The organism is Acinetobacter sp. NIPH 2699 (genome assembly GCF_022549355.1).
Classification (GTDB): domain Bacteria; phylum Pseudomonadota; class Gammaproteobacteria; order Pseudomonadales; family Moraxellaceae; genus Acinetobacter.
Map to the genome: position 1 here is coordinate 301368 of NZ_JAKZGL010000003.1, position 25916 is coordinate 327283.

General features: G+C 39.8%; 26 protein-coding genes. 12 read left to right on the forward strand and 14 right to left on the reverse strand.

The window, feature by feature from the left end; genetic code table 11:
- Position 1 precedes the first annotated feature (1 nt).
- Positions 2–772 (forward strand): TSUP family transporter, encoded by a 771-nt coding sequence (locus MMP72_RS04950; RefSeq protein WP_241315092.1) that lies wholly within the window; start codon positions 2–4, stop codon positions 770–772.
- A 152-nt stretch (positions 773–924) separates the two neighbouring features.
- The gene (locus MMP72_RS04955) at positions 925–1371 is read left to right on the forward strand and encodes a hemerythrin domain-containing protein (RefSeq protein WP_241315094.1); all 447 of its coding nucleotides are present in this window, start codon (positions 925–927) and stop codon (positions 1369–1371) included.
- A gap of 26 nt (positions 1372–1397) precedes the next feature.
- On the opposite strand, the gene MMP72_RS04960 is transcribed toward MMP72_RS04955, so the two are convergent.
- On the reverse strand, positions 1398–2261 hold the full coding sequence (locus tag MMP72_RS04960) for an EamA family transporter (protein WP_241315096.1): 864 nt from the start codon (positions 2259–2261) through the stop codon (positions 1398–1400).
- A 92-nt stretch (positions 2262–2353) separates the two neighbouring features.
- Positions 2354–3235, reverse strand: coding sequence for an EamA family transporter (locus tag MMP72_RS04965; protein ID WP_241315099.1), 882 nt, complete (start codon positions 3233–3235; stop codon positions 2354–2356).
- 436 nt (positions 3236–3671) lie between these two features.
- Here MMP72_RS04965 and MMP72_RS04970 point away from each other — a divergent pair, with 436 nt between their 5' ends.
- Complete coding sequence (locus tag MMP72_RS04970; protein ID WP_241315101.1) at positions 3672–4499, forward strand: M23 family metallopeptidase; 828 nt, start codon at positions 3672–3674, stop codon at positions 4497–4499.
- A 92-nt stretch (positions 4500–4591) separates the two neighbouring features.
- Positions 4592–5470: a M23 family metallopeptidase gene (locus MMP72_RS04975; protein ID WP_241315103.1), complete on the forward strand. Its 879-nt coding sequence runs from the start codon at positions 4592–4594 to the stop codon at positions 5468–5470.
- 76 nt (positions 5471–5546) lie between these two features.
- Here MMP72_RS04975 and serA read toward each other — a convergent pair whose 3' ends face one another.
- Positions 5547–6779, reverse strand: coding sequence for a phosphoglycerate dehydrogenase (gene serA / locus MMP72_RS04980; RefSeq protein ID WP_241315105.1), 1233 nt, complete (start codon positions 6777–6779; stop codon positions 5547–5549).
- Positions 6780–7142: 363 nt separating this feature from the next.
- On the opposite strand from serA, the gene MMP72_RS04985 reads away from it, so the two are divergent.
- Entirely contained in the window at positions 7143–8552 is a 1410-nt protein-coding gene (locus tag MMP72_RS04985; RefSeq protein ID WP_241315106.1) for an FAD-binding oxidoreductase, read from the forward strand.
- Positions 8553–8931: 379 nt separating this feature from the next.
- Here MMP72_RS04985 and MMP72_RS04990 read toward each other — a convergent pair whose 3' ends face one another.
- From MMP72_RS04990 to MMP72_RS05000, 3 genes are all read right to left on the reverse strand, one after another.
- Positions 8932–9246 (reverse strand): putative quinol monooxygenase, encoded by a 315-nt coding sequence (locus MMP72_RS04990; protein WP_241315108.1) that lies wholly within the window; start codon positions 9244–9246, stop codon positions 8932–8934.
- A 12-nt stretch (positions 9247–9258) separates the two neighbouring features.
- Positions 9259–9849, reverse strand: a complete 591-nt coding sequence (locus MMP72_RS04995) for an NAD(P)H-dependent oxidoreductase (protein ID WP_241315111.1) — start codon at positions 9847–9849, stop codon at positions 9259–9261.
- A gap of 109 nt (positions 9850–9958) precedes the next feature.
- Positions 9959–10834, reverse strand: a complete 876-nt coding sequence (locus MMP72_RS05000; RefSeq protein WP_241315113.1) for a DUF4349 domain-containing protein — start codon at positions 10832–10834, stop codon at positions 9959–9961.
- Between the two features lie 182 nt (positions 10835–11016).
- On the opposite strand from MMP72_RS05000, the gene MMP72_RS05005 reads away from it, so the two are divergent.
- Together MMP72_RS05005 and MMP72_RS05010 are read left to right on the forward strand one after the other, a co-directional pair.
- The gene (locus tag MMP72_RS05005) at positions 11017–11388 is read left to right on the forward strand and encodes a hypothetical protein (RefSeq protein WP_241315115.1); all 372 of its coding nucleotides are present in this window, start codon (positions 11017–11019) and stop codon (positions 11386–11388) included.
- Between the two features lie 366 nt (positions 11389–11754).
- On the forward strand, positions 11755–12966 hold the full coding sequence (locus MMP72_RS05010; RefSeq protein ID WP_241315167.1) for an MFS transporter: 1212 nt from the start codon (positions 11755–11757) through the stop codon (positions 12964–12966).
- An 18-nt stretch (positions 12967–12984) separates the two neighbouring features.
- On the opposite strand, the gene yccS is transcribed toward MMP72_RS05010, so the two are convergent.
- The 3 genes from yccS to MMP72_RS05025 all read right to left on the reverse strand — a co-directional run bounded on the left by yccS (position 12985) and on the right by MMP72_RS05025 (position 17233).
- Positions 12985–15135: a YccS family putative transporter gene (yccS, locus tag MMP72_RS05015; RefSeq protein WP_241315117.1), complete on the reverse strand. Its 2151-nt coding sequence runs from the start codon at positions 15133–15135 to the stop codon at positions 12985–12987.
- 234 nt (positions 15136–15369) lie between these two features.
- On the reverse strand, positions 15370–16467 hold the full coding sequence (locus tag MMP72_RS05020; RefSeq protein WP_241315168.1) for an AI-2E family transporter: 1098 nt from the start codon (positions 16465–16467) through the stop codon (positions 15370–15372).
- A gap of 121 nt (positions 16468–16588) precedes the next feature.
- A complete protein-coding gene (locus tag MMP72_RS05025; protein WP_241315119.1) occupies positions 16589–17233 on the reverse strand; it encodes a ParA family protein in 645 nt (214 codons plus the stop codon).
- A 127-nt stretch (positions 17234–17360) separates the two neighbouring features.
- Here MMP72_RS05025 and MMP72_RS05030 point away from each other — a divergent pair, with 127 nt between their 5' ends.
- Together MMP72_RS05030 and MMP72_RS05035 are read left to right on the forward strand one after the other, a co-directional pair.
- On the forward strand, positions 17361–17828 hold the full coding sequence (locus tag MMP72_RS05030; protein ID WP_121928886.1) for a Holliday junction resolvase-like protein: 468 nt from the start codon (positions 17361–17363) through the stop codon (positions 17826–17828).
- 189 nt (positions 17829–18017) lie between these two features.
- Positions 18018–18581 (forward strand): hypothetical protein, encoded by a 564-nt coding sequence (locus tag MMP72_RS05035; RefSeq protein ID WP_241315121.1) that lies wholly within the window; start codon positions 18018–18020, stop codon positions 18579–18581.
- Between the two features lie 105 nt (positions 18582–18686).
- On the opposite strand, the gene MMP72_RS05040 is transcribed toward MMP72_RS05035, so the two are convergent.
- Complete coding sequence (locus MMP72_RS05040; RefSeq protein ID WP_241315123.1) at positions 18687–19238, reverse strand: hypothetical protein; 552 nt, start codon at positions 19236–19238, stop codon at positions 18687–18689.
- Between the two features lie 16 nt (positions 19239–19254).
- Positions 19255–20037, reverse strand: coding sequence for a class I SAM-dependent methyltransferase (locus MMP72_RS05045; protein WP_241315125.1), 783 nt, complete (start codon positions 20035–20037; stop codon positions 19255–19257).
- 120 nt (positions 20038–20157) lie between these two features.
- Here MMP72_RS05045 and MMP72_RS05050 point away from each other — a divergent pair, with 120 nt between their 5' ends.
- The gene (locus tag MMP72_RS05050) at positions 20158–21429 is read left to right on the forward strand and encodes a hypothetical protein (RefSeq protein WP_241315126.1); all 1272 of its coding nucleotides are present in this window, start codon (positions 20158–20160) and stop codon (positions 21427–21429) included.
- A 72-nt stretch (positions 21430–21501) separates the two neighbouring features.
- On the opposite strand, the gene MMP72_RS05055 is transcribed toward MMP72_RS05050, so the two are convergent.
- A complete protein-coding gene (locus MMP72_RS05055) occupies positions 21502–22176 on the reverse strand; it encodes a hypothetical protein (RefSeq protein WP_241315129.1) in 675 nt (224 codons plus the stop codon).
- Between the two features lie 587 nt (positions 22177–22763).
- Here MMP72_RS05055 and MMP72_RS05060 point away from each other — a divergent pair.
- Positions 22764–23072 carry a hypothetical protein gene (locus MMP72_RS05060; protein WP_241315131.1) on the forward strand — a complete coding sequence of 103 codons (309 nt, stop codon included), beginning with the start codon at positions 22764–22766 and terminating at the stop codon, positions 23070–23072.
- Between the two features lie 72 nt (positions 23073–23144).
- The gene (locus MMP72_RS05065) at positions 23145–24500 is read left to right on the forward strand and encodes a S8 family serine peptidase (RefSeq protein WP_241315133.1); all 1356 of its coding nucleotides are present in this window, start codon (positions 23145–23147) and stop codon (positions 24498–24500) included.
- Positions 24501–24595: 95 nt separating this feature from the next.
- Here MMP72_RS05065 and MMP72_RS05070 read toward each other — a convergent pair whose 3' ends face one another.
- Both MMP72_RS05070 and MMP72_RS05075 read right to left on the reverse strand, forming a co-directional pair.
- Positions 24596–25009, reverse strand: a complete 414-nt coding sequence (locus tag MMP72_RS05070) for a hypothetical protein (RefSeq protein WP_241315135.1) — start codon at positions 25007–25009, stop codon at positions 24596–24598.
- Between the two features lie 216 nt (positions 25010–25225).
- On the reverse strand, positions 25226–25651 hold the full coding sequence (locus MMP72_RS05075; RefSeq protein ID WP_241315137.1) for a hypothetical protein: 426 nt from the start codon (positions 25649–25651) through the stop codon (positions 25226–25228).
- Between the last annotated feature and the right edge of the window lie 265 nt (positions 25652–25916).

Here is a 25916-nt window from a genome sequence, read left to right on the forward strand (position 1 = left end):
GATGGAATGGGAACTGGTTCTGAGTTTAGTGTTCTTTGCTTTTTGTGCAGGAACCATTGATGCCGCTGTTGGCGGTGGGGGATTGATTCAAATCCCTGCGTTGATGGGTGCATTACCTCAAACAGCCCCAGCAACCATCTTTGGTACCAATAAATTGGCATCCATCTGTGGGACTGCGTCAGCGGCATTCTCATTTGTACGACGGGTTAAATTGAAGTGGCCACTCTTGGTGGTCATTGCGATTTTTGCATTTGTCAGTTCTTTTGCTGGCGCTGCATGCGTTTCAATGATTCCAACCCATATTTTAAGACCGTTTGTTTTGTTCATGTTGATCGTGATCGCGATTTATACCTTGATGAAAAAGCAGTTTGGGCAAGTACATGTTGATCAGCGAATCACACCAAAGTTACTGTTTTTTGCAGCAATCGGTAGCCTTGCGATTGGTTTCTATGATGGAATTTTTGGTCCAGGAACAGGCAGTTTCTTTATTTTCTTTTTTATTCGTTTTTTACAAGTCGATTTCTTACATGCTTCTGCTTTGTCAAAAATTGGAAACTTCATGACCAATCTGGCTGCATTGAGTTTTTTCGTTCCGACAGGGCATGTGTTGTTTAGTTTAGGTTTAATGATGGCGGTAGCAAATATTGCAGGTTCATTATTAGGGGTACGTTTAGCGTTAAAATATGGCAGTGGATTTATCCGTATTCTCTTTCTTATTTTGGTCAGTATCTTAATTTGTCGATTAGGCTATCAAATGATGGTTGCAGCTTGAATCTCAATGTAAATTTTCACTACAAAAACATACTTAAATAGCGCTGTATAAAAAAACGACACTTTCTAATATGGAGGATCAGCCAAGCACAACAGCATAATGATGGCTTTAAATCATATGTTGATGTTGTTAGCCAATCATAGAGGTGATCGATGAATATATTTGAAGCACTCAGAGAAAGTCATGAACAACAACGCAGTCTCGCTCAAAAATTAATTCAAACCAGCGGACTGAGTGATGAGCGAAAACAATTATTTAAATTATTAAAAAATGAATTATATGCCCATTCAGTGGCTGAGGATCGTTATTTATATATTCCACTGATGTTTAATGATGTGGGTTTGGATATTACTCGCCATGCGTTGGCAGAACATCATGAAATGGATGAGTTAATCGAAAAACTGGAAGAAACGGATATGAGCAATCCAAGCTGGTTGGCGACAGCTAAACAGCTCAGTGAAACAGTGCATCATCATTTGGAAGAGGAGGAGCATACATTTTTTCAGCAAGCAGGAAAAATTTTAGCTGATCCTGACAAAAAAAGCCTCGCTCAGAAATATTTAAAGGAATATCGTAAATATAAGGTTTCAGAAACTTAAGATTGAGCTACCCCTCATAACAATGTCTAGGGAACTTGCTTTTCCCCACGTAAGGTCACACCGATAGATGCTGCCATAATACATGCAAGCGCAACCCACTGAATTAGGCTAATTTGCTCATGTAAGATGACCAAGCCAGCCAACGCGGCTAAGGCTGGTGCAAGGCTTGAGAGCGTACCATAGCTGAGTTTACTTAAGCGTTTCAGTGCCATTAAATCCAGTGCATAGGGAATAGCCGTTGCTAATACTGCGATCACTAAGGCTTTGCCCCAGTATTGAGTATCAAGTAAGGCGGGTGCATTGCTCCATAGACCAAAAGGCAGTAAGGTCAATGCCGATAAACCAATTGCAATGGTAAGCGCATGCATGCCCATATCTTGCTGAGCTACACGATGTCCAAAATAAATATAAAGTGCCCAGAAAAATCCAGCACCTAAAGCACATGCTGCGCCAATATAAGAGAAATTATGCTGATTGGCATCATGCCACGGTACCATCAATGCAATGCCGATAATCGCAAATATCACCCAAATATAATCACTACGTTGTTTGATTGAGAGCAAAGCCAGACTCAAAGGGCCAATAAATTCTAAACCAACGGCAATCCCTTGGGGCAGTTTGCCCAAAGAGGTATAAAATAGGATATTCATACAGCCTAAAGAAGCACTGTACAGCAATAAATCCCGCCATTTGAGTTGTTTGAGCTTGGACAAGATCGTCCATGAACGGAACATGACCGCAACAATAATGGTCGCAAAGCTGAGTCTTAAAATCGTCACTGTCAGTGGGTCGAGTGTTGTGATCAGTTGCTTGGCAAACGAAGCACTGATCTGATACGCAACCATGGATAGGATCATGTACAGCACTGCAACCAATTGAAGATTTTTCATGGCAGATCTACGAAATAGAAGTAAAAAGGTCTAAACAACGGCTATGATGATCATACTGTGTGATGGTTGCATTTTTATCGCAAAGCGGCATTTTATTTGACCTCTTTTTGTTGGCGAGCTTGCTGCATGGTAAAGGTACAGCCAATTGAGGCGATGATAATGGTGGCGAGCGCGAGCCACTGATTCCACAACAGTTTTTCACTCAAAAATACAAAACCAGAGAGTGCGGCAACGGCAGGTTCTAGACTCATTAGAGTACCAAAGCTCAAGGGTGTTAAATTGCGTAAGGCAATCATTTCCAAGGAGAAAGGCAGGGCGCTGGCTAAAATCGCAAGCCCAATAAAATAATATAAATTGGGCAGTTCAAAGACACGATCCATCGCACCAGAAAAAGCAGCAAATGGCAGTAAACAGAGCATCCCAATACTCATGCCCAAACAAACCGTATGATTGCCAGAAATGCCTGAGGGTTTTTGTCCTGCAATAATATACATGGCCCAACAAGCACCAGCACTGATCGCAAAAAACACTCCAACTAAATCGAGACTTTGTTGCGCTTGTTGTAAGGGGAACAATAACGCTAAGCCTAAAACTGCACAACCGACCCAGATAAAGTCATACTTTTGGCGAGCATGGTAAAGTGCCACACTCAAAGGGCCAATAAATTCAAAAGCCACGGCCAGACCAAGGGGTAAACGTTCAAGCGATAGGTAGAATAATCCATTCATCCCTGCCAGTGCGACACCATAACTTAGAATGGCTTTCCAGCGAACTGCACGGAAATTAATGGTCCAGATTTTAAAAATCACAGCCAAAATGACTGCACCAAAACATAATCGCATCGCTGATACGGTCAGTACAGGGAAACTCTGAAATAACATTTTGGCTAAAGAACCACTGCCTTGGACACAGATCATTGCCAGCATCAGGAGTGCTATGGCAGACAGCGGCGATTTTAGCATTGAGTTGGACATTTAATCATCAATTGAGTTGGTGTAATTTTCACATAATAATTGGATTCTAGCGGAAGTTGTGGATTGAGACGAGCGGAATTTCATTTGATTGGAATGTTGGGATTGTTCGATTTAGCACTCTTTAATGAATTTTAATATTCTTTTAAATATTATTTGTTTGTGTGTTTAGGCAGTTTTAGCTTAAATGCAGTTCTTTTTTAAGATGTACTGTTCGGTCAGTGATGAGAGCAGCGAGTGTGATCATTTTTTATCAGAGCACAATGAGCTGCTAATCGTGTGAATAGTGATGTGAGTGGATGCAGCTCGTCAGATTCACACATAAAATTTATGATTTGTTTGCTATAAAATTTTGGGGCAATAAAGACCCCGTACATCGCAATTAAAACGCTAAAAATGATAATGCTTTAAATGAAATAATAATTACGGAGACAATAAGATGTTAAAACTAAAACGTGCTTTTGCCATTGGTATCATGACATTAGTTCCTGTTGCAACCTATGCTGCCCCTGCCTTCAAAGCCCCCTTCGCCTGTGGACAAACATGGAGTTATAGCACTTATGCTGGTCATAACTATAATGCCTTGGACTTTGTGCGATGGGACAACGGCGCAACGTCAGGTGCCGCAGTACTGGCTTCAGCGGGAGGAACCGTATCGGTCAGTTCTGTGGGCTGGAATGGTGGTGCTGGGAATATGGTGGTGATTAATCATGGCAATGGCTGGTCAACCCATTATTTTCATTTAAACACCATTAATGTCAATGCGGGTGCTTCTGTTGGTCAAGGTCAACAAATTGGCACTGTAGGGAGTACAGGGCAGAGTACAGGACCACATTTACATTTTGAACAGCGCTTAAATAGTACCGCACAAAGCATTGTCATCAATGGCAATTCATTGGCACCCTATCCTGGTGGTTATGGGCAAAAAGTGCTAACCAGTGATAATGGCTGTGGTGGTACAACTCCGCCACCTCCACCACCAAGTGGTAATAAATATTGGGTGGATACATGGGTGGATGGTAACGGTCGTTCTAGTCCGGGCGGTACGGTGACTGGAACTTTATATAAAGGTACACATTATACTTACTGTAAGACATGGGGACCTAAAGTCCAAAATGCGAATGGAACACAATGGAATCACTGGTGGTTAAAAACTGATTTGGATGTTGGACCAGCCAATCAATGGGTTTCAGCATATCTGCTGTCACGTTGGGGCAATGATGAGGCAAAAGATAATAATGGTGTCGTGATTCCAAATTGCCCTTAATTAAAATAATAATCTATTCGATAGTACCGATGTCATTTTTAGGAATGGCATCGTCATAAAAAATAATAATTGATGAATAAGGATAATAGATAATGTTTGAAATACGATTTTCTTCAATAATGCCCCACACCTTTTTTAAAAAAATATATAAAACGATTGCTTGTGTCATTTTTACAACCATCTCAAGCCATACTTTTTCTGCTGACCCATTACCGAATCGTCCAGCGTTTAAGTTGCCATTTCCTTGTGGTGCACAAGTTGAGTTAAAAACTTATCAAGGGCATGGTCCAGACGACAAAAAAATTGATATGTATCGTGTAGGGATGTTTACAGGGAGTCCCATCACAGCTTCGGCTGATGGTCTTGTACATCAAGCCTTTTATCCGGGTGGTATTGAGATTCGACATGGAAATGGTTGGTTTAGCACATATATGCATATGAGTAGCCATGTGCCTGTGGGTACCAATGTGAAGCAGGGCGATGTGGTGGGATATATGGGAGATATTGGATCACCTGGTATTCCTCATTTACACTATGAACAGTTATATGCACCCGGTCTCAATGATGCAGGCAATCAACATATTGTGAATCCGATACTGCAAGGTGAATGGTTATATATGGTACCGAACTCACCTTTAGTGAGAACCAGTGCAAACTGTTCGAATATCACACCGCCACCTCCACCGACTGGAAATAAGTATTGGGTCGATACGTGGGGCGATGCCAATGGTCGTTCTAGTCCAGGAGGTACGGTGACTGGAACTTTATATAAAGGTACGCATTATACTTACTGTAAGACATGGGGACCTAAAGTCCAAAATGCGAATGGAACACAGTGGAATCACTGGTGGTTAAAAACTGACTTGGATGTTGGACCAGCCAATCAATGGGTGTCTGCGTTTATGCTGTCACGTTGGGGCAATGATCAAGCCAAAGATAATAATGGCGTGGTCATTCCAAACTGTCCTTAAAATTCATGATGAAGAAAGCCTAAATATTACCCAAAAAAAATCACAGCCAAAGCTGTGATTTTTTAAGTCAGCGTTTTTAGAACAATACGCGAACTCGAATGGTACCTTCAACTTGACTCAAGGTATCAAGTGCTTCTTGAGATGCAGATGCATCTACATCCATCACGAGGTAGCCAATATCACCTTTGGTCATTAAAGACTGACCAGAAATGTTGATGCCTTGTTCTGCAAATAAGGTGTTGATCTTCGATAACACACCCGGAACATTTTTGTGGATATGAAGCAAACGATGTTGACCATCAGAAAGTGGCAATGCGATTTCTGGGAAGTTCACCGCAGAAAGTGTCATACCTTTATCTGAGTAAGAAACGAATTTCTCAGCAACTTCTAAACCAATGTTTGCTTGCGCTTCCATGGTAGAACCACCCACGTGTGGTGTTAAAATCACGTTGTCTAAACCACGAAGTGGGGAAACGAATTCTTCACCGTTGGCTTTTGGCTCTTTCGGGAATACGTCAACCGCTGCACCAGCAAGGTGACCCGATTTAATTGCATCGGCTAAATCTTCAATAATGACACATGTACCACGCGCCGCATTGATAAAGATTGAACCTTGTTTCATTTTCGCAAATTGTTCTTTCTTAAAGAAGTTGCGTGTAGATGGAACATCTGGAACATGTAAAGAAACTACATCAGCAGTTGCTAATAGCTCATCTAAAGAACCCACTTGACGTGCATTACCTAAAGGTAATTTGGTGACAGCATCAAAATAGATCACTTTCATACCCAAGCTTTCTGCTAAAACAGAAAGTTGTGAACCGATTGAACCGTAACCGACGATACCTAAAGTCTTACCACGTGTTTCAAAAGAACCTACAGCAGACTTATTCCATCCACCGATATGTGTATCTTTTGATTTTTCAGGAACACGACGAAGTAATAAAATTGCTTCTGCAAGAACCAATTCAGCAACTGAACGTGTATTTGAATACGGTGCGTTGAAAACAGGGATACCGCGAGACATCGCTGCTTTTAAATCGACTTGGTTGGTACCGATACAGAAACAACCTACCGCAATCAATTTATTCGCTGCTTCAAAGATTTCTTCAGTCAATTGAGTACGCGAACGAATACCAATAAAGTGCGCATCTTTGACCGCTGCTTTCAAAGCATCGCCTTCAAGTGCAGTTTTGTGGTAATCAATATTGGTATAACCCGCAGCGTTTAAAGTATCGATGGCATTTTGATGAACGCCCTCTAACAATAGAAAACGGATTTTATCTTTAGGGAGTGATAGATGTTGGCTCATAACGGCTCTACGCTATATCAGGTCGAATTTAAATCGCCGTATCATACCATATTTGATCAAAATGAGGGCGATTTCATTGCAAATTAGGGCGTGGAAATAGTGATCATTTTTCAGGGAAATGTTGACCTATTTTCAGGAGATAGCTGTTGTGACGACAGTATCTTGATGCAAAGCTTTATCCCTTGCGTGCTTCTATGTAAAATGTATCTATCTAATGGGCAAACCTCATCAGCAACGGGTTTGCGCTGTTCTGTAAAGTTTCTATATTTTTGGATACTTCCAATGTCTTATTTTTAAGATGTTGAAAAATATTATGTTGTCATCCAAAAGTCCTATATTTACTTCTTGCTAGGCCTGTAAACGATGAATGCTTCAGTCGCTTTAACACCTGAATTATTAACCCAATTAACGGCAATTGTGGGTGAAATCCGTATTAAAACCGATGCCGATAGTTTGGAAAACTGGGGACGAGATCATACTAAACATTTTGATCCGAACCCATCAGTCATCGTTTTTCCATCAAGTACTGAACAGGTTCAGGCCATTGTTAAACTTGCTAATCAATTTAATGTTGCGATTACTCCATCTGGTGGTCGTACTGGGCTTTCCGCAGGTGCGGTGGCTGCCAACGGTGAGATAGTGATTAGCTTTGACAAGATGAACCAAATCTTAGAGTTCTTCCCAGCCGATCGTATGGTACGTGTACAAGCAGGTGTGGTGACGGAGCAGTTGCAGAATTATGCCGAACAACAAGGCATGTATTACCCAGTCGATTTCGCATCAGCAGGTTCAAGTCAAATTGGTGGAAATATCGGCACCAATGCAGGCGGTATCAAGGTCATTAAATATGGCATGACCCGTAATTGGGTACTGGGTTTGACAGTGGTGACGGGTAAAGGTGATGTTTTACGTTTAAACAAAGGCATGATTAAAAATGCTACGGGCTATTCACTGCAACATTTATTTATCGGTGGTGAAGGTACACTCGGTCTTGTGACTGAAGCTGAAATCAAACTTGAGCGCCAACCACAGAACTTACAAGTGATGGTTTTGGGTGCACCTGATTTTGAAGCGGTGATGCCTGTATTACATGCTTTCCAAAATGAAATTGACCTCACAGCATTCGAGTTCTTTGGTGAATTGGCAATGCAAAAGGTATTGGATCGTGGTCATGTCCAACGTCCATTTGAAACGCAATGTCCGTTCTATGTGTTATTAGAGTTTGAAGCACCGTATGAACCAATCATGGACAAGGCGATGCAGATTTTTGAGCATTGTATGGAACAGGGTTGGGTGGTTGATGGCGTGATGAGCCAAAGTCTGGAACAAGCACAGAGCTTATGGCGTTTGCGTGAAGATATTTCAGAATCGATTGCGCCGTTTATTCCATATAAGAATGATATTTCAGTGTTAATTACCCATGTGCCTGCGTTTATTGCAGAAATTGATACGATTGTTGCTGACAATTATCCAGACTTTGAAATCTGCTGGTTTGGTCATATTGGTGATGGTAACTTGCACTTAAATATCTTGAAGCCTGAAAATCTTACCAAAGATGAGTTCTTTGCCAAGTGTCAGGTGGTAAATAAACATGTGTTTGAGACTGTGAAAAAATATGATGGTTCGATCTCTGCTGAGCATGGTGTGGGGATGACCAAGAAGCCATATTTGGAATATTCACGTTCGCCTGAAGAAATTGAATATATGAAAGCATTGAAGTTGGCGTTTGACCCGAATGGGATTATGAACCCAGGGAAATTGTTTGATCTTTAATGCTTGATTAATTAAAAGAATTTCTGCTAAAAGCGTATCGTAAGATGCGCTTTTTTACTGTTTAAGTAATTTTTTATAGCTTTTTTTTAAGAAATTATTTTTGAACAGCCTCATATTTATGGAGAGCATCCAAATAGTATTTGAATAGGCATACCCTACTTTTGAGGGATCAAAAGTAGGCAAAAATCCTTTGTTGAACTGACGGTACATCCTTGTACAGCAGTTCAACAAGGCGGCATCCATGCCGCCCACCAGCACGATAGTAAATTTTAGTGTTGAGTCACTTCTTATACACTTTCCAACCCATCAAAATATGATAACTCAACGTTAAATAGTATAAAGATCAGTAAAAGCATTCTTTTACTGATCTTCTCTGGCTCTAGGCCCCACTTTCCAAAATACGAATTTTCACATCAGCAACATGGTCTTGGGTTGCTTTAAAATGCTGCTGCATATGATCTGTTTGCATATGTGCTTCAAGGTGAGTCGTACTTTGCCATTTCTCTAGCATCACAATGCTATTGTTATCCTGTGTTTGCATTTCAATTGCTGGAAGATGGTCAATCAGTAGTTCATAACCATGACAACCATCTTCTGCCAGTACAGTTGGAATAATTTTTTCAAAGGCATCTAAAACGGCTTGGCGGTGTTCAGTACCTTGATGTGTGCGAATTTCAGCGATGATAGTGAGCATATAATTTCTCTCTTAGTTTGCAGTTGCAAAAAGTTGATCTAGATGTGCTTTATAGGCCTCGATATAACTAGGTACATTTGGTGCCTTGATCACATCATTCACGATAAATGTTGGTAGTGAGTCCATACCTAAGAATTGATTGGCTTTATGGAAAGGTAAATAAACGCCATCCACACCAACGCCGTGGAAGAACTGGTCAGGATCGGTAAAGGCTTCCATCGGGGCATTCCATGTTAAAGATAACATGTACTTTTTACCTCGAATCAAACCACCTGAACCATACTTTTTAGTGGCATCTGAACGGCTACGGCCATCACTGGCATACAGTGAACCATGTCCAATGGTGAAGATATCATCGATATATTTTTTCATGGTCCACGGTGCACCCATCCACCAGCCGGGCATTTGGTAAATCACCACATCCGCCCATAAGTACTTATCAATTTCAGCTTGGATGTCGTAATCGCTGTCGGTACGCGTCACTTGTACCGTATGACCCAATGCGACTAAATGTGCTTCTGAAAATTCGGTGAGGGTATCATTCAATTCACCATTCGAGTGAGCGAATTGTTTAGCACCGTTAATAATTAAAATATTGCTCATGAAATTAAACTCAAAAATAGATTTCTAAAAACTTGGATGTATTTTAGATAATCTATTCATGAGTAAAAATGCGTAAATAAGCAAAATACTGTTGACTAAAAATCAATAATTAGCTGCGCTGTTTTCGAGTTTTATAGGCTTTACGGATCAACCAAGCCGCAATAAACACGAGATAGAATGCCCAAAATTGAATTAGCCAAATGATGGTTTCTCTAAAATAAGATAATCCTACTTTGAATGCTTCTGCAATTCGGCTTATGAGTGGATCACTGTCTAAAGTGGCGATTCGATGAATATTTAGGTCATGGCTTTTGCGCACTTTCGGTTGTTGAAAAAATTCCAAACGAATAGTGCTGTAGGCTAAGCGATCTTTCACTTCTAAATCAGTGAGCTGTTGTAGTTGATTATTGACCGTATTTAATGTGCTATCACTTTGATTGGCCGTATTCAATTTTTCTTCTAATAGCTTTAACTCATAGCGTTTTGCTTCGTAGCTTTGAGTATTAAAATTTAACATTAAAGGCAGTAAATTGTTTAAGAACGTGGTCACCTGATTATTTGGAATACGAACAGTCAGTTGCACCATCGGTGTGATTTTTTCATAAATATTCACTGTTCCATCGATGCGATCACGTTGAGAACGGTCACTCACTTGATAGTCAATTTGCTTATTTTCAATATAGCCGTTGTATTGCAACAACTGCTGTTCAAGTGTGGTGGTGGTTTTTAATACATCTTTGACTTCAAATTGGAGTTGTGCGCTTTTGACCAATTGCCGACTTTGTTCGAGTGCGCTTTGTTGATGACTGGCCAGTTGTTCTGGGTTTTTGGCAGCGTTAGTCCGAATCATTTCACTATTTAAGGCTACATTTTCTGTGGCAATAGCGGCATCACTTGCCGAACCTTCTTGTTGTTTAGAGCAGCCGACTAGAGTGGTACTTGTGACGATTAAAATGATCGTTAAATTTTTAGATAAATCCGACATATCGATATGCCCAAAGAGTAGTGATATTGGTGTTATAAAATCTGTGTTTTTAATATGTTGCTGTATTGATCAACTGCTTGATAAAGACAACAAATTTGTTGCAAGCCACATACATTTTGTTGCTTTGCAATGCAATTTTGTATAGTAGCATAAATGTGTCGGGTGAATAGGAACAGTACAAAATGCATAAACTCTGGGTGATCCTAGGATCGAGTTTGTTTTTAGTTGCGTGTAATCAGCCAATTGCACAGTCTCAACAACAAGTTGCGGTACAAAAAAGTACAGCAATATCTGCTGTTTTATTGGATCAACCGAATCTATTAGACGAAGAAACCAATTTAAAGATAGAGCAACAATTTAATAGTGCTGAAAATCCAAGCAATGCTGAAATTACGGTTGAACAAAGCCAACTTGATGATTCAGTGATTGCTGTTCGCACAGAATATCAATTAAAACGAGATCAAACGGTTTGGAAAATTGTGAATAAGAAACAAAGTTATCAATGTGCAAGAGGAGAGAATACAGCTAAATTCCAATTTGATTTATGCCCATAACGATGAAAATTATTTAAGGTCGAATAAAATATCAGCAGAATTGTGGATAACTTCATTGTTATTCACATATTAAAACAATTGCTCAAATTGCGGTCATTTTTAAAAAGTGCTAAAGTTGCGCTTGGCGATTTTGCCAAAAGGTAAAACATTGACCAAGCTCACGTAAATAGATTGTTTTTCTTATATACACCTAGTGAATACGGTGTTTTCACATTTATCACATGCGTTCTCACAGCATGACAATCAAAATTTAATTTAAATCTAAACCATAATATTGTGGTGGTGATCCTATTTTCTTTTATGGAAATGGGACGCATCCGAGTTGGTTATTTTTGTGAATAGAACATGATGACGAATAATCACAACATGACGTTAAACCGTATAACGCTCATGTTTCCTTTAGCTTTAGTGCTTTTTGAGTTTGCGGTTTATATCGGTAATGACTTGATTCAGCCAGCAATGCTGTCGATTACTGAACAATTTGGTGTGAGCGCAACATGGGCACCATCGTCGATGTCATTTTATTTGTTGGGCGGCGCGAGTGTCGCTTGGCTGCTTGGACCACTTTCCGATCGACTCGGACGTAAAACTGTATTATTGGCAGGCGTGGCATTCTTTACGGTCTGCTGTTTACTGATTTTATTGACACATAATATCGAACAATTCTTAGCATTGCGTTTCTTGCAAGGGATTGGTTTGACGGTGATTTCAGCGGTCGGTTATGCCGCAATTCAAGAAACCTTTGAAGAGCGTGATGCCATTAAAGTGATGGCACTGATGGCAAATATTTCATTATTAGCACCATTGCTTGGCCCTGTGCTCGGTGCATTTTTAATTGAACATATTTCTTGGCATTGGGGCTTTGTCGCGATTGCCGCAGTTTCATTCCTGAGTTGGTTTGGTCTGAAGAAATTCATGCCTTCGCAACAACAAAGCAGAGTGAAGCAACCTTTTAGTTATATGTTCGATGACTTTAAAAAGGTGTTCAGCAATCGTCATTTCTTGGGCTTAAGCCTTGCTCTGCCACTGGTGGCGATGCCGTTGATGCTATGGATTGCCTTATCACCGATTATTCTGGTTGATGAGTTGAAACTGAGTAGCATGCAATATGGTTTGGCACAATTTCCGATATTCTTTGGTTTGATTGCCGGTAATATTGTTCTGATCAAAGTGATGGATCGTTTTGCTTTAGGTAAGACGATTTTGGTGGGTTTACCGATCATGTTATTCGGGACTTTGTTCTTATTGCTTGGTGTGATTTGGCCGACCTATCTAGTGCCATGCTTGCTGATCGGTATGACCTTGATCAGTTTTGGTGAAGGGATTAGTTTCTCGGTGATGTATCGTTTTGCATTGATGTCTTCAGAAGTATCGAAAGGAACCGTTGCGGCAGCGGTGTCAATGATATTGATGATGAGTTTCTTTGTGATTATCGAGCTGGTACGTGTGCTCTATACCCATTTCCATATTTGGGCTTTTGCATTGGCGAGTGCTGTTTTGATCAGCTTGTGGTTCGCACAACCGCGAGCTGCGTTGAAAAAAGTAATGCAAACACGTCAGCAACAGGGGATAAATTAGAACCTACTCCTCAGTTGATTACTGAATTTCAAGCTCGAGGAGTTTGTTTTTCAACATCACCAGTTCAGTGAGGGTCTCAAGTAATAGACTAATTTGCTTTAATAATAATTGGTTTTGCTCTGAGACCTGACCTTCTGAATTCAAGTGTTGAATTTCGCTTAACATCTCTTCAATTTGCTGATGTGGAATCGGTTGCTGTTGGATCAAAGTGTGATTGAGTAATTCGGCACTTTGATTTAACAGCGCCAAAATATGTTGATCTTGAATCTGAATGCGTTGATGACCTAAGGCAGAAACGTAACTCAGTTGACTATGACTATAGACCAAATAGCGGAATGCATAATGGATGAGTTCTTGATTGGGCTGAGGTTCGGTACTGAGGCTTGAAATCATATTCGAGAGTTCGATTTGTGCGTTATGTGCGGCACGTCGTGCTTTTCGATACTCAAGATCATTGGAACGCCCTTGATGATATTGTTGGATGACTGCGGCTAAGTAATTCATTGTGGCTTGGCTACTTTTGCGTATATTTGCAGGAATATTACGAAAGTTCCAATCAGGCCAAATCAAGTGAACCGCTAACCATGCGATTGCACAGCCGATGAGCGTATCAATAATCCTCGGTAAAATAATGCTAAAACCAGCGCCCTTTAAATTAAAAATTAATAAAACCATAAGTGTTGCCATGACCGTGGCAAGCGCATATTTCTTTTGTCGTAAATAGAAGAAATACACACCGCTCATCACGGTAATCACCAGTTGCCCTTCAATACTGGGTACAAAATAAAGAACGGGTACACCTAACAACACACCAAGCAATGTACCGATGGTTCTGAGTTTTAGGCGACTTTTGGTGGCAAAATAGGTGATCTGACAAACAAACAAACTGGTCAGTAAAATCCAATAACCATTTTTTGCAAATGGCAGTAAAGAAATTGCATAACCCACTGCAAAAACGATGGCTAAACGAACGGCATGACGAAATAAGGCCGACTGTGGACTGAGATGTTGTTTAATTTTTAAGAATAAATCTTGAAAACCTTGAATATCTTCATCAAGCAAATTCAAGTGTGCTTGTTGTTGCTCAGGGGAGAATGTTTCGATTTTTTGTTTGAATTGCAGTTGAGCGAATTGCTCATGAATACTTTTTAAATTATTGAGAACAAGTTCTAAATTCTTCACCTCAAGATTATGGGGATGTTGAACGATCCAATCTTTCATGGATGCTTCAAGATTTTCCAGCGCCGCATCTGCTCGTTCACTATTTTGATAGGGTGTTTTATGCAGTAACGATTGACTGAGCTTTTGGCAGGCTGTTGCCTGTAAGAACATATTCTTTTGGATGCGAAAAATTAAATCACTGCGGCTAAAGTTCTGATGAATTTTTTCATAATGCAAATAATTTGAAGTCACTTGTTCATGGATATCTTGGGCAAAATAATACAAATTTAACCAATAGATACTGCTGTTGTTGATGCGTGAAGACTTGAGTCGAGAAAGTAAGGAATGCTTTGCTTGATTTAGACTATTCACCACCTGAGCATTTTTTTGTGAGAGTTTAAACAGTAGCTCTTCAACATTATGAACATTGTCAGGGTCAAAAAGCTGCGCTTTGATTTGTAAGAGTTCTCCTATTTCGTTAAAAATAGTCGAAATTTTTTCTTGTAGTGGGAGTGTTGGTCGGATGATAAAAAACAGGATTGAGGTTAAACCGTACCAAAGTGCGCCAAGGACAAAGTAACTGGGTTGCTGATACCAATGTGGATAATCACCCAATCCAAACATGGTGTAGATGGAAAGTAAGATCGTGCCAAAAGAAATTGTGGCGTAGCGTTGACCTAAAGCCCCCATAAGTACCAAAGCGGCACTGGATAGACTCAAATAAACGATAAACCAGAATTTATAAGGTGCTAGAAACGCTAATATTGTACTGACCGTAAAGAATAGGACACAGACATAAAACAAGTTTCGAAGTCGGATGCTGAGGCGGTCATCAAAATCAGTCAGTGCTGCGGCAATTGCACCAAGGGTGACAGGCACAATAAATTGGCTCAGACCGAGCCCATGCAGTAGCAGTGTTGTGCCGATTAGAACAATAAAAATTTGTAAGCAATACAGCAGAATTGAATTCGATCTAAAACGATTGAAGAGCAGATAAATATTGTTCATGATTATTTTTCTTCAATTGGTCTGGCTTTTATCATACAAAGAAATTTTCCTGATAAAAGTATTGTTTGATCAATGAGGCACACTATTTTTTGTATCAAGATTGCATTGATTTTTCAGCGAATAAGAATAAGCAAAATCTGTGCACAGTGATTGTTTTTAATATGAGAAATGGAAAAAATAAGTGAATATGAACGTAAACTGTGGATATCTTTTTAGATACCCACAGTGTTTTGACTATTGAGTATCAGGTGGTGGTGCTTCGAGTGCGGCAATCGGTTCTTCCACATTTTCATGCAGCCATTCACGCCAAATTGCCAGTAATACCGCCAGAATAACAGGACCAATAAACAAGCCGACTAAACCAAAGCTGGCGACTCCGCCTAATACACCGAACATAATCAGGATGAATGGAATTTGAGTTGCGCCTGAGATCACCAGTGGTCGGATCACATTGTCCGCGCTACTGACGATCAGTACACCCCAGACAATAACACCAATGGCTTCAACAGTTTGACCTTGAGAAAATAACCATAGCCCAACCCCTAAATATGAAATAGGTGTACCAAAAGGAATGAGGGCTAAAAAGAAGGTCACAATCGTCAGTAACATTGGGTTAGGTACGCCTGCCACAAAGTAACTTAAACCCGCCAAAAGTGCTTGTGCGACTGCAGTTAAACCGACGCCATATACAACAGCACGTGTTGTTTCTGAGATGGTTTGGAGATAATGGTGTACACGAGGCCCAATCACCATTTCTAAAGCACGGCTGACTTGCGCCAATATGTTTTGTCCATCACGATAGAAGAAGAATAGAGTCATCAGGGCAAAAGTCAATTTGACCAAATTACGGCTAATTTCACTGAGAACAAAACGACCATAACTTAAATGGCTTTGAATCCATTCTGCAATATTTTTTGCAATACTATTGGGATCGCTGCTTAATTCATTGAGGGTGTGGCTGATGTCTCCGCCAATAATTGGCAGGTTTTTAATAAAATCAGGGATCTGAACATGCCCTGAAAAGAGTTGTTTTTGTAGATTAAAATATAAATTACGGCCTTCAAGTTGCAACATAAAGATCGCGAAAATAAACGGAACCCCAATCACCAGAATCACTAAGCTGATCATAATCGTGGCATTCAGGGTGGGGCGATGTTCGCCAAAGAATCGACGTTGTACCCATAGATAAACAGGCCAAGTCATATAGGCAATAATCGCAGCCCAAAGGACAGGAACAATAAAGTATTTGAGAATATTAAATCCCAAAAACATTAAGACAAAGAACAGTCCAAACAGCAAAACGCGTTGTAATACGGGAGCGTATTGTTGCACCATAGTTTTCTCTAGTGCTGGAAATCGAATAAATCCATATTAACTGAAAAACCAGTGTAGGGATATTTTCCTGCCTATCTTTTAAGATTTAATATCAAAAGATTACGTTTCTTTGCAAAGCTTAGAACCACTCACTTGGATCATCGACCAACTGATTTAAAACGGGTTGCCATTGGTTTTGAATCACAACAAAGTTCTTTTGCGGTTTATCAAAAATACTTAAACCCTGCATCGCCAAGGTCCCATAGGCACTGCGTTCAGAAATCCAAGCCACAGGGGGATGCTCGATTTTAGTAAAGAAGTTCTGAATATCTTTGGAACTGGCACTGTTTGCTTTGACGCGATTAGCGATCAGTAAAATTTGGACTTTACCCTTACGAATCCGTTTGATCTCTTGCAAGTGTTTGAGAAAACGACGGGTACTATCAATATCAAAGAATGAGGGTTGTATTGGCGTGACAATGGCATGCGCTTCACTGACTAATTGCTCAGCATGTTCCCCTGAAAGTGCCCCAGGCGCATCAATGATGAGATAGTCAAGATTTTTAGGCGCTTCACCAATTGATTTCTCATGTCGCCAATCGAGACTTTGGATTGCTGTAACCGTTTCAGGACGTTGTTTTAACCATTGTAATGAAGATTTCTGGTTGTCTGCATCCGCTAAAGCAACCTTATACCCTTTTTGTGATAATGCCGTAGCAAGGGTGATCGCAGTCATGGTTTTACCACAACCACCTTTTTGATTTGCGATTAATATTGTCTTCATGAACTCGTTTTTAACAGGTCTCTTATATTCAATCATACCTTAGCATCTTTTTGACAAGAGTGTGTTACACATGACAAAAGTTTAATGTTGCAGTTAAATAGCACGGCGATCGATAAGGAACATTTTTATGTCAATTTGGCTTGCAATGCTGATTGGTGGATGTATTGGGGTGGTGTTGACCACCATTATTTTGTCTCATAGTCGTAATGGGCGTATTCAAGCGGAGTATGAGCGATACATTGCAGAACTTGAGTTAGAACATAAGCAAGCGTTGTTAGATGCCCAAAAACGTAGTGTGAACACCAGTCGTGCTGTGTTGAAAGGAAAAATGGCAGAGCAGTTTGCACCGATTTTACCTGAGTTTCGATATTTACCCAGCGATGCTAAATTCTTGGGTGATCCAGTCGATTATGTTGTGTTTGATGGCTATACCGATTTTCGGGATGGGGATGGTGAGGCGGAAGATATTGAAGTGATTTTACTGGATATTAAAAGTGGTGGTGCACGTCTGAGTAAAGGGCAGCAGGCGATTGCACAAGCAATCAGTGAGGGGCGAGTACGATTTGAAACCTTGCGAATTGATTTTACCGAATAATGACAGTTTGGATGGGGGCTTTTACACAGAAGTGCGGATTGATACAAAAAGAGAGGTCGTAAACAGCACAAAAATATGACCAAAGTAAAGCTGATTGTTACTAAAAAAAGCAACTTCATTCACGGTCAAGGCATACTATAAAAGCAATGATGTTCTAAGATTTTAGTCATTTTTGAGGATGATCGAGCCATGAACAAACGTCTTTGGATTAGTTTATGCATGGTTGCTGCAATTGGGCAAACACATGCATCCACCCATCAGCCAGAATATAACATTGCCAATGGTTTATCGCCTGTTGTGAAATATCAGTCAATCTCGGTATTAAAACCGTTTGATGGTAATTTTCGTATATTGGGTTCAAAAGTCTATCAGGATGATGAACAAGCCAAGTTCTCTCCGATCGATTATGCGGTCAGTTTAGATTTGTTTGCTGATCCAGAGATTGCACGTACGATTTCGGTACGTCAGTATGATCGCTATCTGAACTGGAATATGAAAACATTACCTGTGCCACCAGATCAGGCCATCAAAATGGTGTCAAATATGCACATCATTCCAGCCAATCCCGAAATTGCAAAACAAATTAAGCAGGTCAAGCGTGGTGATTTGGTCAACTTAAAAGGTGAGTTGGTTGAGGTGCGTGATAAAGATCTTGTTTGGACATCATCTTTGACACCGGGTGGTGTAGGTGATGGTGCTTGTGAATTATTTCGCGTGAATTCGATTGAATGGGTCGAGAGACAAAAGATCTAAAATTTCGATTTGATCAATAATATCGCCCGCTCTTTGATAAAGAGCGGGTTTTTTATTAGATAAGATATGGATAAAGCTTCATTTAATTTTAAAGCTTGCTATAACTCAGTTTTCTGGTGTCTGCGAACTTTTCCAATGATGCAATTGGCTTTGCGCATGGAGATAGCCATTTAAATGCTCTACTTGTTTGGCTGAATCTTGAGGTGGATTGGAAAAACGACTTTGTTCTAAAACTTTGGTTTGATTGTCCCAATAATCATAAAGTAATCCCTGTATATAGCGACCTTGTTCGGTTTTGAGTTCCAAATCTTTCAACATATTTAGAGCAGACCGCACATTGTCTTTTTGACGTTGCTGTTCAAACTCCGATGTTAAAGTGCCATCTTGTTTCATCTTCGCCAATTCAATTTCCATACTATCGGTCATCTCGGTAAAATGTTGCTCATACTCATCCAAGGTCGCAATATCATGTGCATCATCTGCCGTTGTTGGAAACTGTTTAATTGGCATTGGATTGAGTTGACCAATCTCATTATTGATTGAGGTTTGACTCTCGTTCTGTATCTTTGGTTCTTGGTCTTTATCACAAGCGCTGAGTAGTAGCGCTGAACCCAATATGCAGCTCATGGCAAATGTTGTTTTAAATTTAGCTTTCATAAATAAACTCGTTTAATCATTCATTGGATATTTTCTGAAAATGATAAGCATAAGTGATATAAGGAAAATCTATCTGATCTTGCGCAGTTAATCCCGTAAAATCAAATACAATTTGTTCAAATTTGGTTTTGAGTCGTTGCTGTTCGGCTGGTGCTAAGGCTGCGATAAAGCTGGTGGAAAGCAGACGTTTACTCACCACTTGCTCAACTGTACCACGATGCATCAGTTGAAATGTTTGTAGGTCGACTGCTTTAAATAAATGCTGATCTGCAAAAACCTGTTTCCATTTCTCGCTGTGGTAGCGTGGTGTATCACTTTCTAATGGCGCGATTTCATCTGCTAAAGCTTGAACCCAATCCACGGCAATATCACGCTGATTCCAGATGAGCCCTAAATGTCCCGATGGCATTAATACACGATGCATTTCGGACAGGCTCTCAATAGTGGAGAACCAATGAAAAGATTGCGCGCAAACAATGGCATCAATCGACTGATCATCTAAAGGAAGTTGATCACTGGAAGATTGGATACATTTAATGTTGGGATAGCTGTGTTGAAGTTGTTGTAACATCTCTGTGACGGGTTCAACAGCAATCACTTTTGCCTGTGTCTGAATCAAGTAAGGTAAGAATTTGCCAGTCCCAGCACCGAGGTCAACAACAGTTGAATTTTCACCTATTTGGAGCCGATCTTGCAGCCAAACCGCTATTTCTGGTGGGTAACTGGGGCGAACTTGTTGGTAGAGTTTAGCCCCTAAACTAAAGCCTTGTTGTGCAGTAGGATGTAAAGATTGTGTCATTTTTTGCGCTTTTTAATCTGCCTGATCTCTATAAAATAAGATACTCCGCAATTAAGGATTGGCAAAGCCATTATTTGGTCATTTGTTGATTCACACCTAGGAACATTTTTCAGTGTGAGCATGGATAAACAAATAATATTTGAAGATGAACATATTCGCGTTATTTTTTTAAAAGGTTCAAGTGACACTTTAGTGGTTTCGTTTGGCGATTTGATTAGTCGCGCCAAAGGAATGTCGATTAATGCTGAAAAATCATTAATAAAATATCAATACAACGTCATCGGTATTATGCCGAAGCAGAAGACATGGTTTCCTAAAAGCAGCATGTTGAACATGCAACAGCAGATTCAACCTGTTTTACAGCAATTTAAACAGATTGTGGGCTATGGCGGCTCAATGGGTGGCTATGCTGCGATTAAATATTCCAATTTGTTGAATATGCAAAAAATCGTGGCTTTTGTTCCACAATACTCCATTGATCCAGAAGTGGTGCAAGACCGCCGTTATGCCGAGTTTTTTGATGCATCGTTGCATCAAGAGATGCAGATCCAGGCGGATGAAGTCGATCCCGCACGTGAATACATTCTGGTCTACGATCCTTATTATGCCGAAGATAAAGAGCATTTTTTAAAGATACAACCGTTGCTGCCAAAGATGCATGTGATTCATTTGCCATTTACAGGGCATGAAGCGCTCTCTGTCTTAGCGAGTTCAGAGTTACTGAATGACTTTGTAGAAAAGCCATTTGATATTATCTATTTCTATCAGCGCGTTCGTGAGGTAAAAAAGCAAAGTAAGTTTTATTATCGCCATGTGCTTGATGCCTTGTTGCCTCGACATCATCGTGCTTTATTGAAAATCTTGGAAAATAATGATTTCCAATTGGACGAGCGTTATTTTGATGCAGCCATAAAGCAAAAACTGGTGCAGCAACTATTTAATCTTAAACACGGCACTGAACAGAACTTAGGTAAGTTAGGTGCACTTCCGCATTTTGTGCAACACAACGCTGCTTTAAGCCCGAATGTCAGAACCGCTCAGCATTACTTTCTGGTTTTTAACTTGGTGAGCTTAAAACTTGAAAGTTATACGGCGGATATTATTGCCACAAATCATCAGTATCTTTTGCCCTTAAATGTTAAGGCCAATGGCTTGGTCGAACTGGATTTGAATGATGTTCGCTACTTACTGACTATGAATGATCGTGGTATTCATAAACTGATTCAGTCCGATGAACCCTTGCCTTTAGATCAGTCACCATTGATTTTTAAACAATATGCGGACTTTTGTAGTGTGAGCTATAAGCAACTGACGTTATGTTGTGATGCTCAAGGCTTGAGTCATTTTATTGAAAATAATGCGGATGAGCAGACCAAGCTACACCTGTGTTGAGCTAAAATGACTGAGCAATAAAAAAAGCCTTTTGATCTTTCAAAAGGCTTTTTTGTGGTGAATATTTAGGGCCTAGTTTGCACCGACTTTCGCATTGCTATTTACATTGGCATTGACACCTAGTACTTTCACACCAACATTTGCACCAGCTTGGGCTTGTTTTTTATCCGTATTTAAGCCAGTTTGGGCCTGAACCGATGAGTTGCCAACTTGCACGCCCGCTTGTGTATTCAGACCAACTGATTTTTGCTCGGCTTTACGCTCCTGATAACGTTTTTTTGCTTCAGCACGTTTTTCAGTGGCTAAAGCTTTGCCATCAACAGCCTTATCTACCGCATAGTCTTTAGAATTCTTAATCGCTGTACCTGTGGTATGCACGACCTTTGCTGTTTTATCCGCTGCGAACGCTTTACCATCAACAGCTTTATCTACCGCATAGTCTTTAGAATTCTTAATCGCTGTACCTGTGCTATGAACAACATTTGAGCTGACATTCGCAGCCGTTCCAACGGTTTTTTGAGTTGCATTTACGCCAGTATTCACAGCAGCATGACCAACGTGATGCGCTGCTTGACCAACACCTTGTGCGGTATTTTTAACTGCACCAGTAACGCCTTTGAGTAAGCCGTTAGATTCTACAGAAACTTGTGCTGAGCCACTGGCATTTGCTCCGACGTTTTGTGCAAAGACAGAGGCAGAAGCCAGAATACTTGTTGTCACGATAGCAGTTTTGATCATTTTTTTCATATTGCAGTTTCCTTAAGTGATGTACCGTTTTGGGGCACTTCATAAACGCATTTGCATCATAACGAGGAAAAATCAGCAAAGTGTGTTTATCAGCAAAACTTTACAAGCAGATTACAGCGAGAAAACACTTGGGGGAGGAATTGTGGAGAGCGGTTATAAAACCAAATATGTGAAATATATAGTTTTAATGGTAGGTAAAAAATAAATTAATGGGCTAAAAAATAGATAAATATAAGATAAAAGCTTCTTGATGAAGGTGTTTAATGGATGAATATAGCATCATTTTTTAGTTCAGAATCACTAAGTTAAAAGTGGCATTTTTATTGCTTGGTATAAAATAGTAGAGCATTTATTTTTGGTTTTAATCAAATTTAGTTATGTTGATAGAAAAAGTTTTCATCTCTCAAACGATTCTACTTAGAGGTAATAGCTGTCTAAAAGTTGAGTGCTATCGCAATTTTTATTTACGCGTTTTAATGTTTGTAAAACATGAAAATTAATGTGAATATTAAATAAAATAAAACTTAATTTTAGACCATTAAAAGAAAACCTTGCGGTCAGCAGTAAAAAAACATTGGAGAATATGAATGAAAATCATCGCGGCATTTTTACTTTTCTTGATTGGATTGGGCGTCATTGTACTTTATTTCCAGCCATCTGATCCCTTAATGTCGTCTGAAAATCTGTATATCCATCAGATTAAAGATGAATATCTCGAAGTTATTCCAAAAACATTAAATAAAGAGGAGAACAGCACCACAGAAATCACAACAACGTTATTGAATCAATCTGAACCGTCGAATGAAGAGGCTCAATTTTATAACACCAAAAGTGATCCTGCGATTCAGCCGATCGATCCAGAAAAAGATCCTGCAAATGATATTAAAACGCTTTAATTATTGAGTGGGCTTTATCCAAGACCACTAGAAATTCACATGTTCTTTACCCAAGAACAATGGAGATAAAAATTGAAAAATAAAACCTTATTATTACTAAGTTTATGTATTTTATATAGTACTAACGCTTCTGCCGCAGCCTTAAATGCAACTCAATTAAAACAACAGTTGAGTTCAACGGCTTTAGCTAAAGTTGCGAAAGGTAAAATTGATCTAGATGCTTTGGTGAGTAATGAATCCAATGATTTACTCATTGAATATGATATGAACTCTGCCAATATGCCACTCGGTTTAGAGAAGAGGAATTATATTGCTGAGGGTAAAACGCACTTTAAAAGTAAGTTTTCCAAAACATCGGGTTTTCAAACATTACGTGAATTTAATGGGCTGCCTTTAGGTTTGTATCGTATCCAAGATCGTGAAACATTGGCCAAGGTGTTAAATGATCCATCAGTGAAGGGCGTTTATCCTAATCGTAAAAATGCACCGACCACGATGCAAAGTCTACCTTTAATTAACCAACCACAAGCGGTTACAAATGGTTTTACTGGGGAAGGTACCAGTGTGGTGGTGATTGATACAGGTGTGAATTATAAGCATGCGGATTTTGGTTGTACCGCAGTCAATACGCCAGCATCGACTTGTCGCGTCATATATTCTTTTGACAGTGCACCTGATGACAACAGTTTAGATGATGATGGGCATGGCAGTAATGTTTCAGCGATTGTTGCCAAAGTTGCCACAAAAACCAAAATTATTGGGATTGATGCCTTTAGAAAAGTCCGATCCCAAGGACAATGGGCTAGCACAGCCTATGATAGTGATATTCTCGCAGGTATTAACTGGGCAGTGAATAATGCGCAAAGTTATAACATTAAAGCCGTCAATTTGAGTTTGGGTGTAGCAGGTGTGAAATATACATCTGAATGCCAAAACAGTAGTTATGCCACCGCTTTCGCCAATGCCCGCGCGGCAGGTGTTGTTCCTGTTGTTGCTTCGGGTAATGATGCATTTGCAGATGGGATTTCTTCACCTGCATGTGTTGCAGGGGCTGTAAGAGTGGGGGCGGTCTATGATACGAATATTGGTGGTGTTTCTTGGGGAAATCCAGTGAAATGCTCAGATCCAACGACGGCTGCGGATAAAGTCACTTGTTTTAGTAATGGTGGTTCATTGATTACTTTACTTGCGCCAGGGGCGATGATTACTGCGGGTGGTGATACTCAGGGTGGAACATCACAAGCTGCACCACATGTGGCGGGGGCAATTGCATTATTACGTGCCAATGGTGTGAGTTCGACGGAGACGATTGATCAAACCATCAACCGTTTAAAAGTAACGGGTCAACCAATTAAAGATACGCGAACTGGTTTGGTTTTCCCACGCATCGATGTGTTCGCTGCAACAAGTGGATTAACATCAAACTAGGGTAGGTTTTTTATAGTTTAAAATTGATCCAAACACGTTTAAAAAAGCCATGACTCGTTGCAGCTAGAGATAGATGCAACGAGTTTTTTATAGGCTTAATGACACTGTGCTAGCTTATCCGCACTAAAGTTACTTTGTAGTTTTTGGAAATTGGTTTGAACAGTAGCATCTTGTACATCAAAGGCAGTTGCGGTTGTTGGTTGAGCAAGTAATTTATCTTGATCGTGTTGGGTTGTTGAGCTTGCTGAAATTAGACCATTTTGATTAAAGGCCCAATGTTCAACTGCCTGCCCACCATCGAAATAGCCTGTAAACTCAATCATACAGTGTTGGTCTTGTTTGATCAGTTTTGCAATATTACCTTCAGTTGACGGTGATGCACCAATATTTTTGACCTGTTCTAAAGTCTGTGATGTTGCTGTATTTTGTGGTGGAGAAATTGAACATGCAGTAAAGCCGATGCTGCTAATGATTGATAATGAAATAATTTTAAATGATGTCGCAGCCATGTGTGAATTCCAGTTCAAATATATTGTTTTTCAGTTTGTCGCCTAAGTCGGTGAAGTTCAACAACGCTTTTGCGATAACACTGTAAATTTAAATCCTATTTTTCAAATAACTATAACAGAAGTAATGTAAGCAATTTTTTGTCAGATATAAATAAAGCACTATTTCATTCAATTACTCATTATAAAAAAGCCTCTACGTTGTAGAGGCTTTGGGATTTAGTTTTTTGAGGACTGGCTCAGTTCAGCACGTTCGATTGGGATATTGCCATCATTGGTTCCAATGACGGCATCTTTGGTGTCTTGCCATTTTTTAGCTGTAATGACTTTAGCTTTTTCTGTTTGCTCTTGAACGATTACTGACTGTTCACTGGTGTATTCTTTGGTGCTTTTCCATTTTTCACCGATCTTTTGAGATGTGTTTTCAGACGCACCTTGAATCGAATCACCTAAATTTTGCATGCCTTTGCCTGCTTTATAGAGCAGTACACGTCCTAAGTTTGGATTGTCTCCATAAGGCATGGTTTTTTCAGGGACAGCATTGGAGGCATCAGTTGTCGTACTGGTTGTATCTGCTGCCCACAAAGAAGACGATGCAATCAGTGCAGTCGTTAAACAGAGTGCTGCGGGTACTTTTTTCATCATCTTCTTTGTCCTTTGAGCGATTTGATTACAATAGAGGTTTTATAGCTTATCGCTATGTTAAAGAAAAGAATGTGGATGATATGAAATTGATACAGTTATGTATAAAGGATGAATTTTTATTCAGAAATAATAAAGGGATCTATGAAAGATCCCTTTATTAAATATACGTTTGTCCTGTCCTGAAATAAGTTTACACATTAAGAGACTTATTTTATGGAACACGAAAGAGAACAACGAGTTAAGCGCACTCAACGAGATTATAGCT

Coding starts and splice junctions, on each gene's coding strand:
- MMP72_RS04950 (WP_241315092.1), top strand. CDS start 2: ATGGAATGGGAACTGGTTCTGAGTTTAGTGTTCTTTGCTTTTTGTGCA.
- MMP72_RS04955 (WP_241315094.1), top strand. CDS start 925: ATGAATATATTTGAAGCACTCAGAGAAAGTCATGAACAACAACGCAGT.
- MMP72_RS04960 (WP_241315096.1), bottom strand. CDS start 2,261: ATGAAAAATCTTCAATTGGTTGCAGTGCTGTACATGATCCTATCCATG.
- MMP72_RS04965 (WP_241315099.1), bottom strand. CDS start 3,235: ATGTCCAACTCAATGCTAAAATCGCCGCTGTCTGCCATAGCACTCCTG.
- MMP72_RS04970 (WP_241315101.1), top strand. CDS start 3,672: ATGTTAAAACTAAAACGTGCTTTTGCCATTGGTATCATGACATTAGTT.
- MMP72_RS04975 (WP_241315103.1), top strand. CDS start 4,592: ATGTTTGAAATACGATTTTCTTCAATAATGCCCCACACCTTTTTTAAA.
- serA (WP_241315105.1), bottom strand. CDS start 6,779: ATGAGCCAACATCTATCACTCCCTAAAGATAAAATCCGTTTTCTATTG.
- MMP72_RS04985 (WP_241315106.1), top strand. CDS start 7,143: ATGAATGCTTCAGTCGCTTTAACACCTGAATTATTAACCCAATTAACG.
- MMP72_RS04990 (WP_241315108.1), bottom strand. CDS start 9,246: ATGCTCACTATCATCGCTGAAATTCGCACACATCAAGGTACTGAACAC.
- MMP72_RS04995 (WP_241315111.1), bottom strand. CDS start 9,849: ATGAGCAATATTTTAATTATTAACGGTGCTAAACAATTCGCTCACTCG.
- MMP72_RS05000 (WP_241315113.1), bottom strand. CDS start 10,834: ATGTCGGATTTATCTAAAAATTTAACGATCATTTTAATCGTCACAAGT.
- MMP72_RS05005 (WP_241315115.1), top strand. CDS start 11,017: ATGCATAAACTCTGGGTGATCCTAGGATCGAGTTTGTTTTTAGTTGCG.
- MMP72_RS05010 (WP_241315167.1), top strand. CDS start 11,755: ATGACGTTAAACCGTATAACGCTCATGTTTCCTTTAGCTTTAGTGCTT.
- yccS (WP_241315117.1), bottom strand. CDS start 15,135: ATGAACAATATTTATCTGCTCTTCAATCGTTTTAGATCGAATTCAATT.
- MMP72_RS05025 (WP_241315119.1), bottom strand. CDS start 17,233: ATGAAGACAATATTAATCGCAAATCAAAAAGGTGGTTGTGGTAAAACC.
- MMP72_RS05030 (WP_121928886.1), top strand. CDS start 17,361: ATGTCAATTTGGCTTGCAATGCTGATTGGTGGATGTATTGGGGTGGTG.
- MMP72_RS05035 (WP_241315121.1), top strand. CDS start 18,018: ATGAACAAACGTCTTTGGATTAGTTTATGCATGGTTGCTGCAATTGGG.
- MMP72_RS05040 (WP_241315123.1), bottom strand. CDS start 19,238: ATGAAAGCTAAATTTAAAACAACATTTGCCATGAGCTGCATATTGGGT.
- MMP72_RS05045 (WP_241315125.1), bottom strand. CDS start 20,037: ATGACACAATCTTTACATCCTACTGCACAACAAGGCTTTAGTTTAGGG.
- MMP72_RS05050 (WP_241315126.1), top strand. CDS start 20,158: ATGGATAAACAAATAATATTTGAAGATGAACATATTCGCGTTATTTTT.
- MMP72_RS05055 (WP_241315129.1), bottom strand. CDS start 22,176: ATGAAAAAAATGATCAAAACTGCTATCGTGACAACAAGTATTCTGGCT.
- MMP72_RS05060 (WP_241315131.1), top strand. CDS start 22,764: ATGAAAATCATCGCGGCATTTTTACTTTTCTTGATTGGATTGGGCGTC.
- MMP72_RS05070 (WP_241315135.1), bottom strand. CDS start 25,009: ATGGCTGCGACATCATTTAAAATTATTTCATTATCAATCATTAGCAGC.
- MMP72_RS05075 (WP_241315137.1), bottom strand. CDS start 25,651: ATGATGAAAAAAGTACCCGCAGCACTCTGTTTAACGACTGCACTGATT.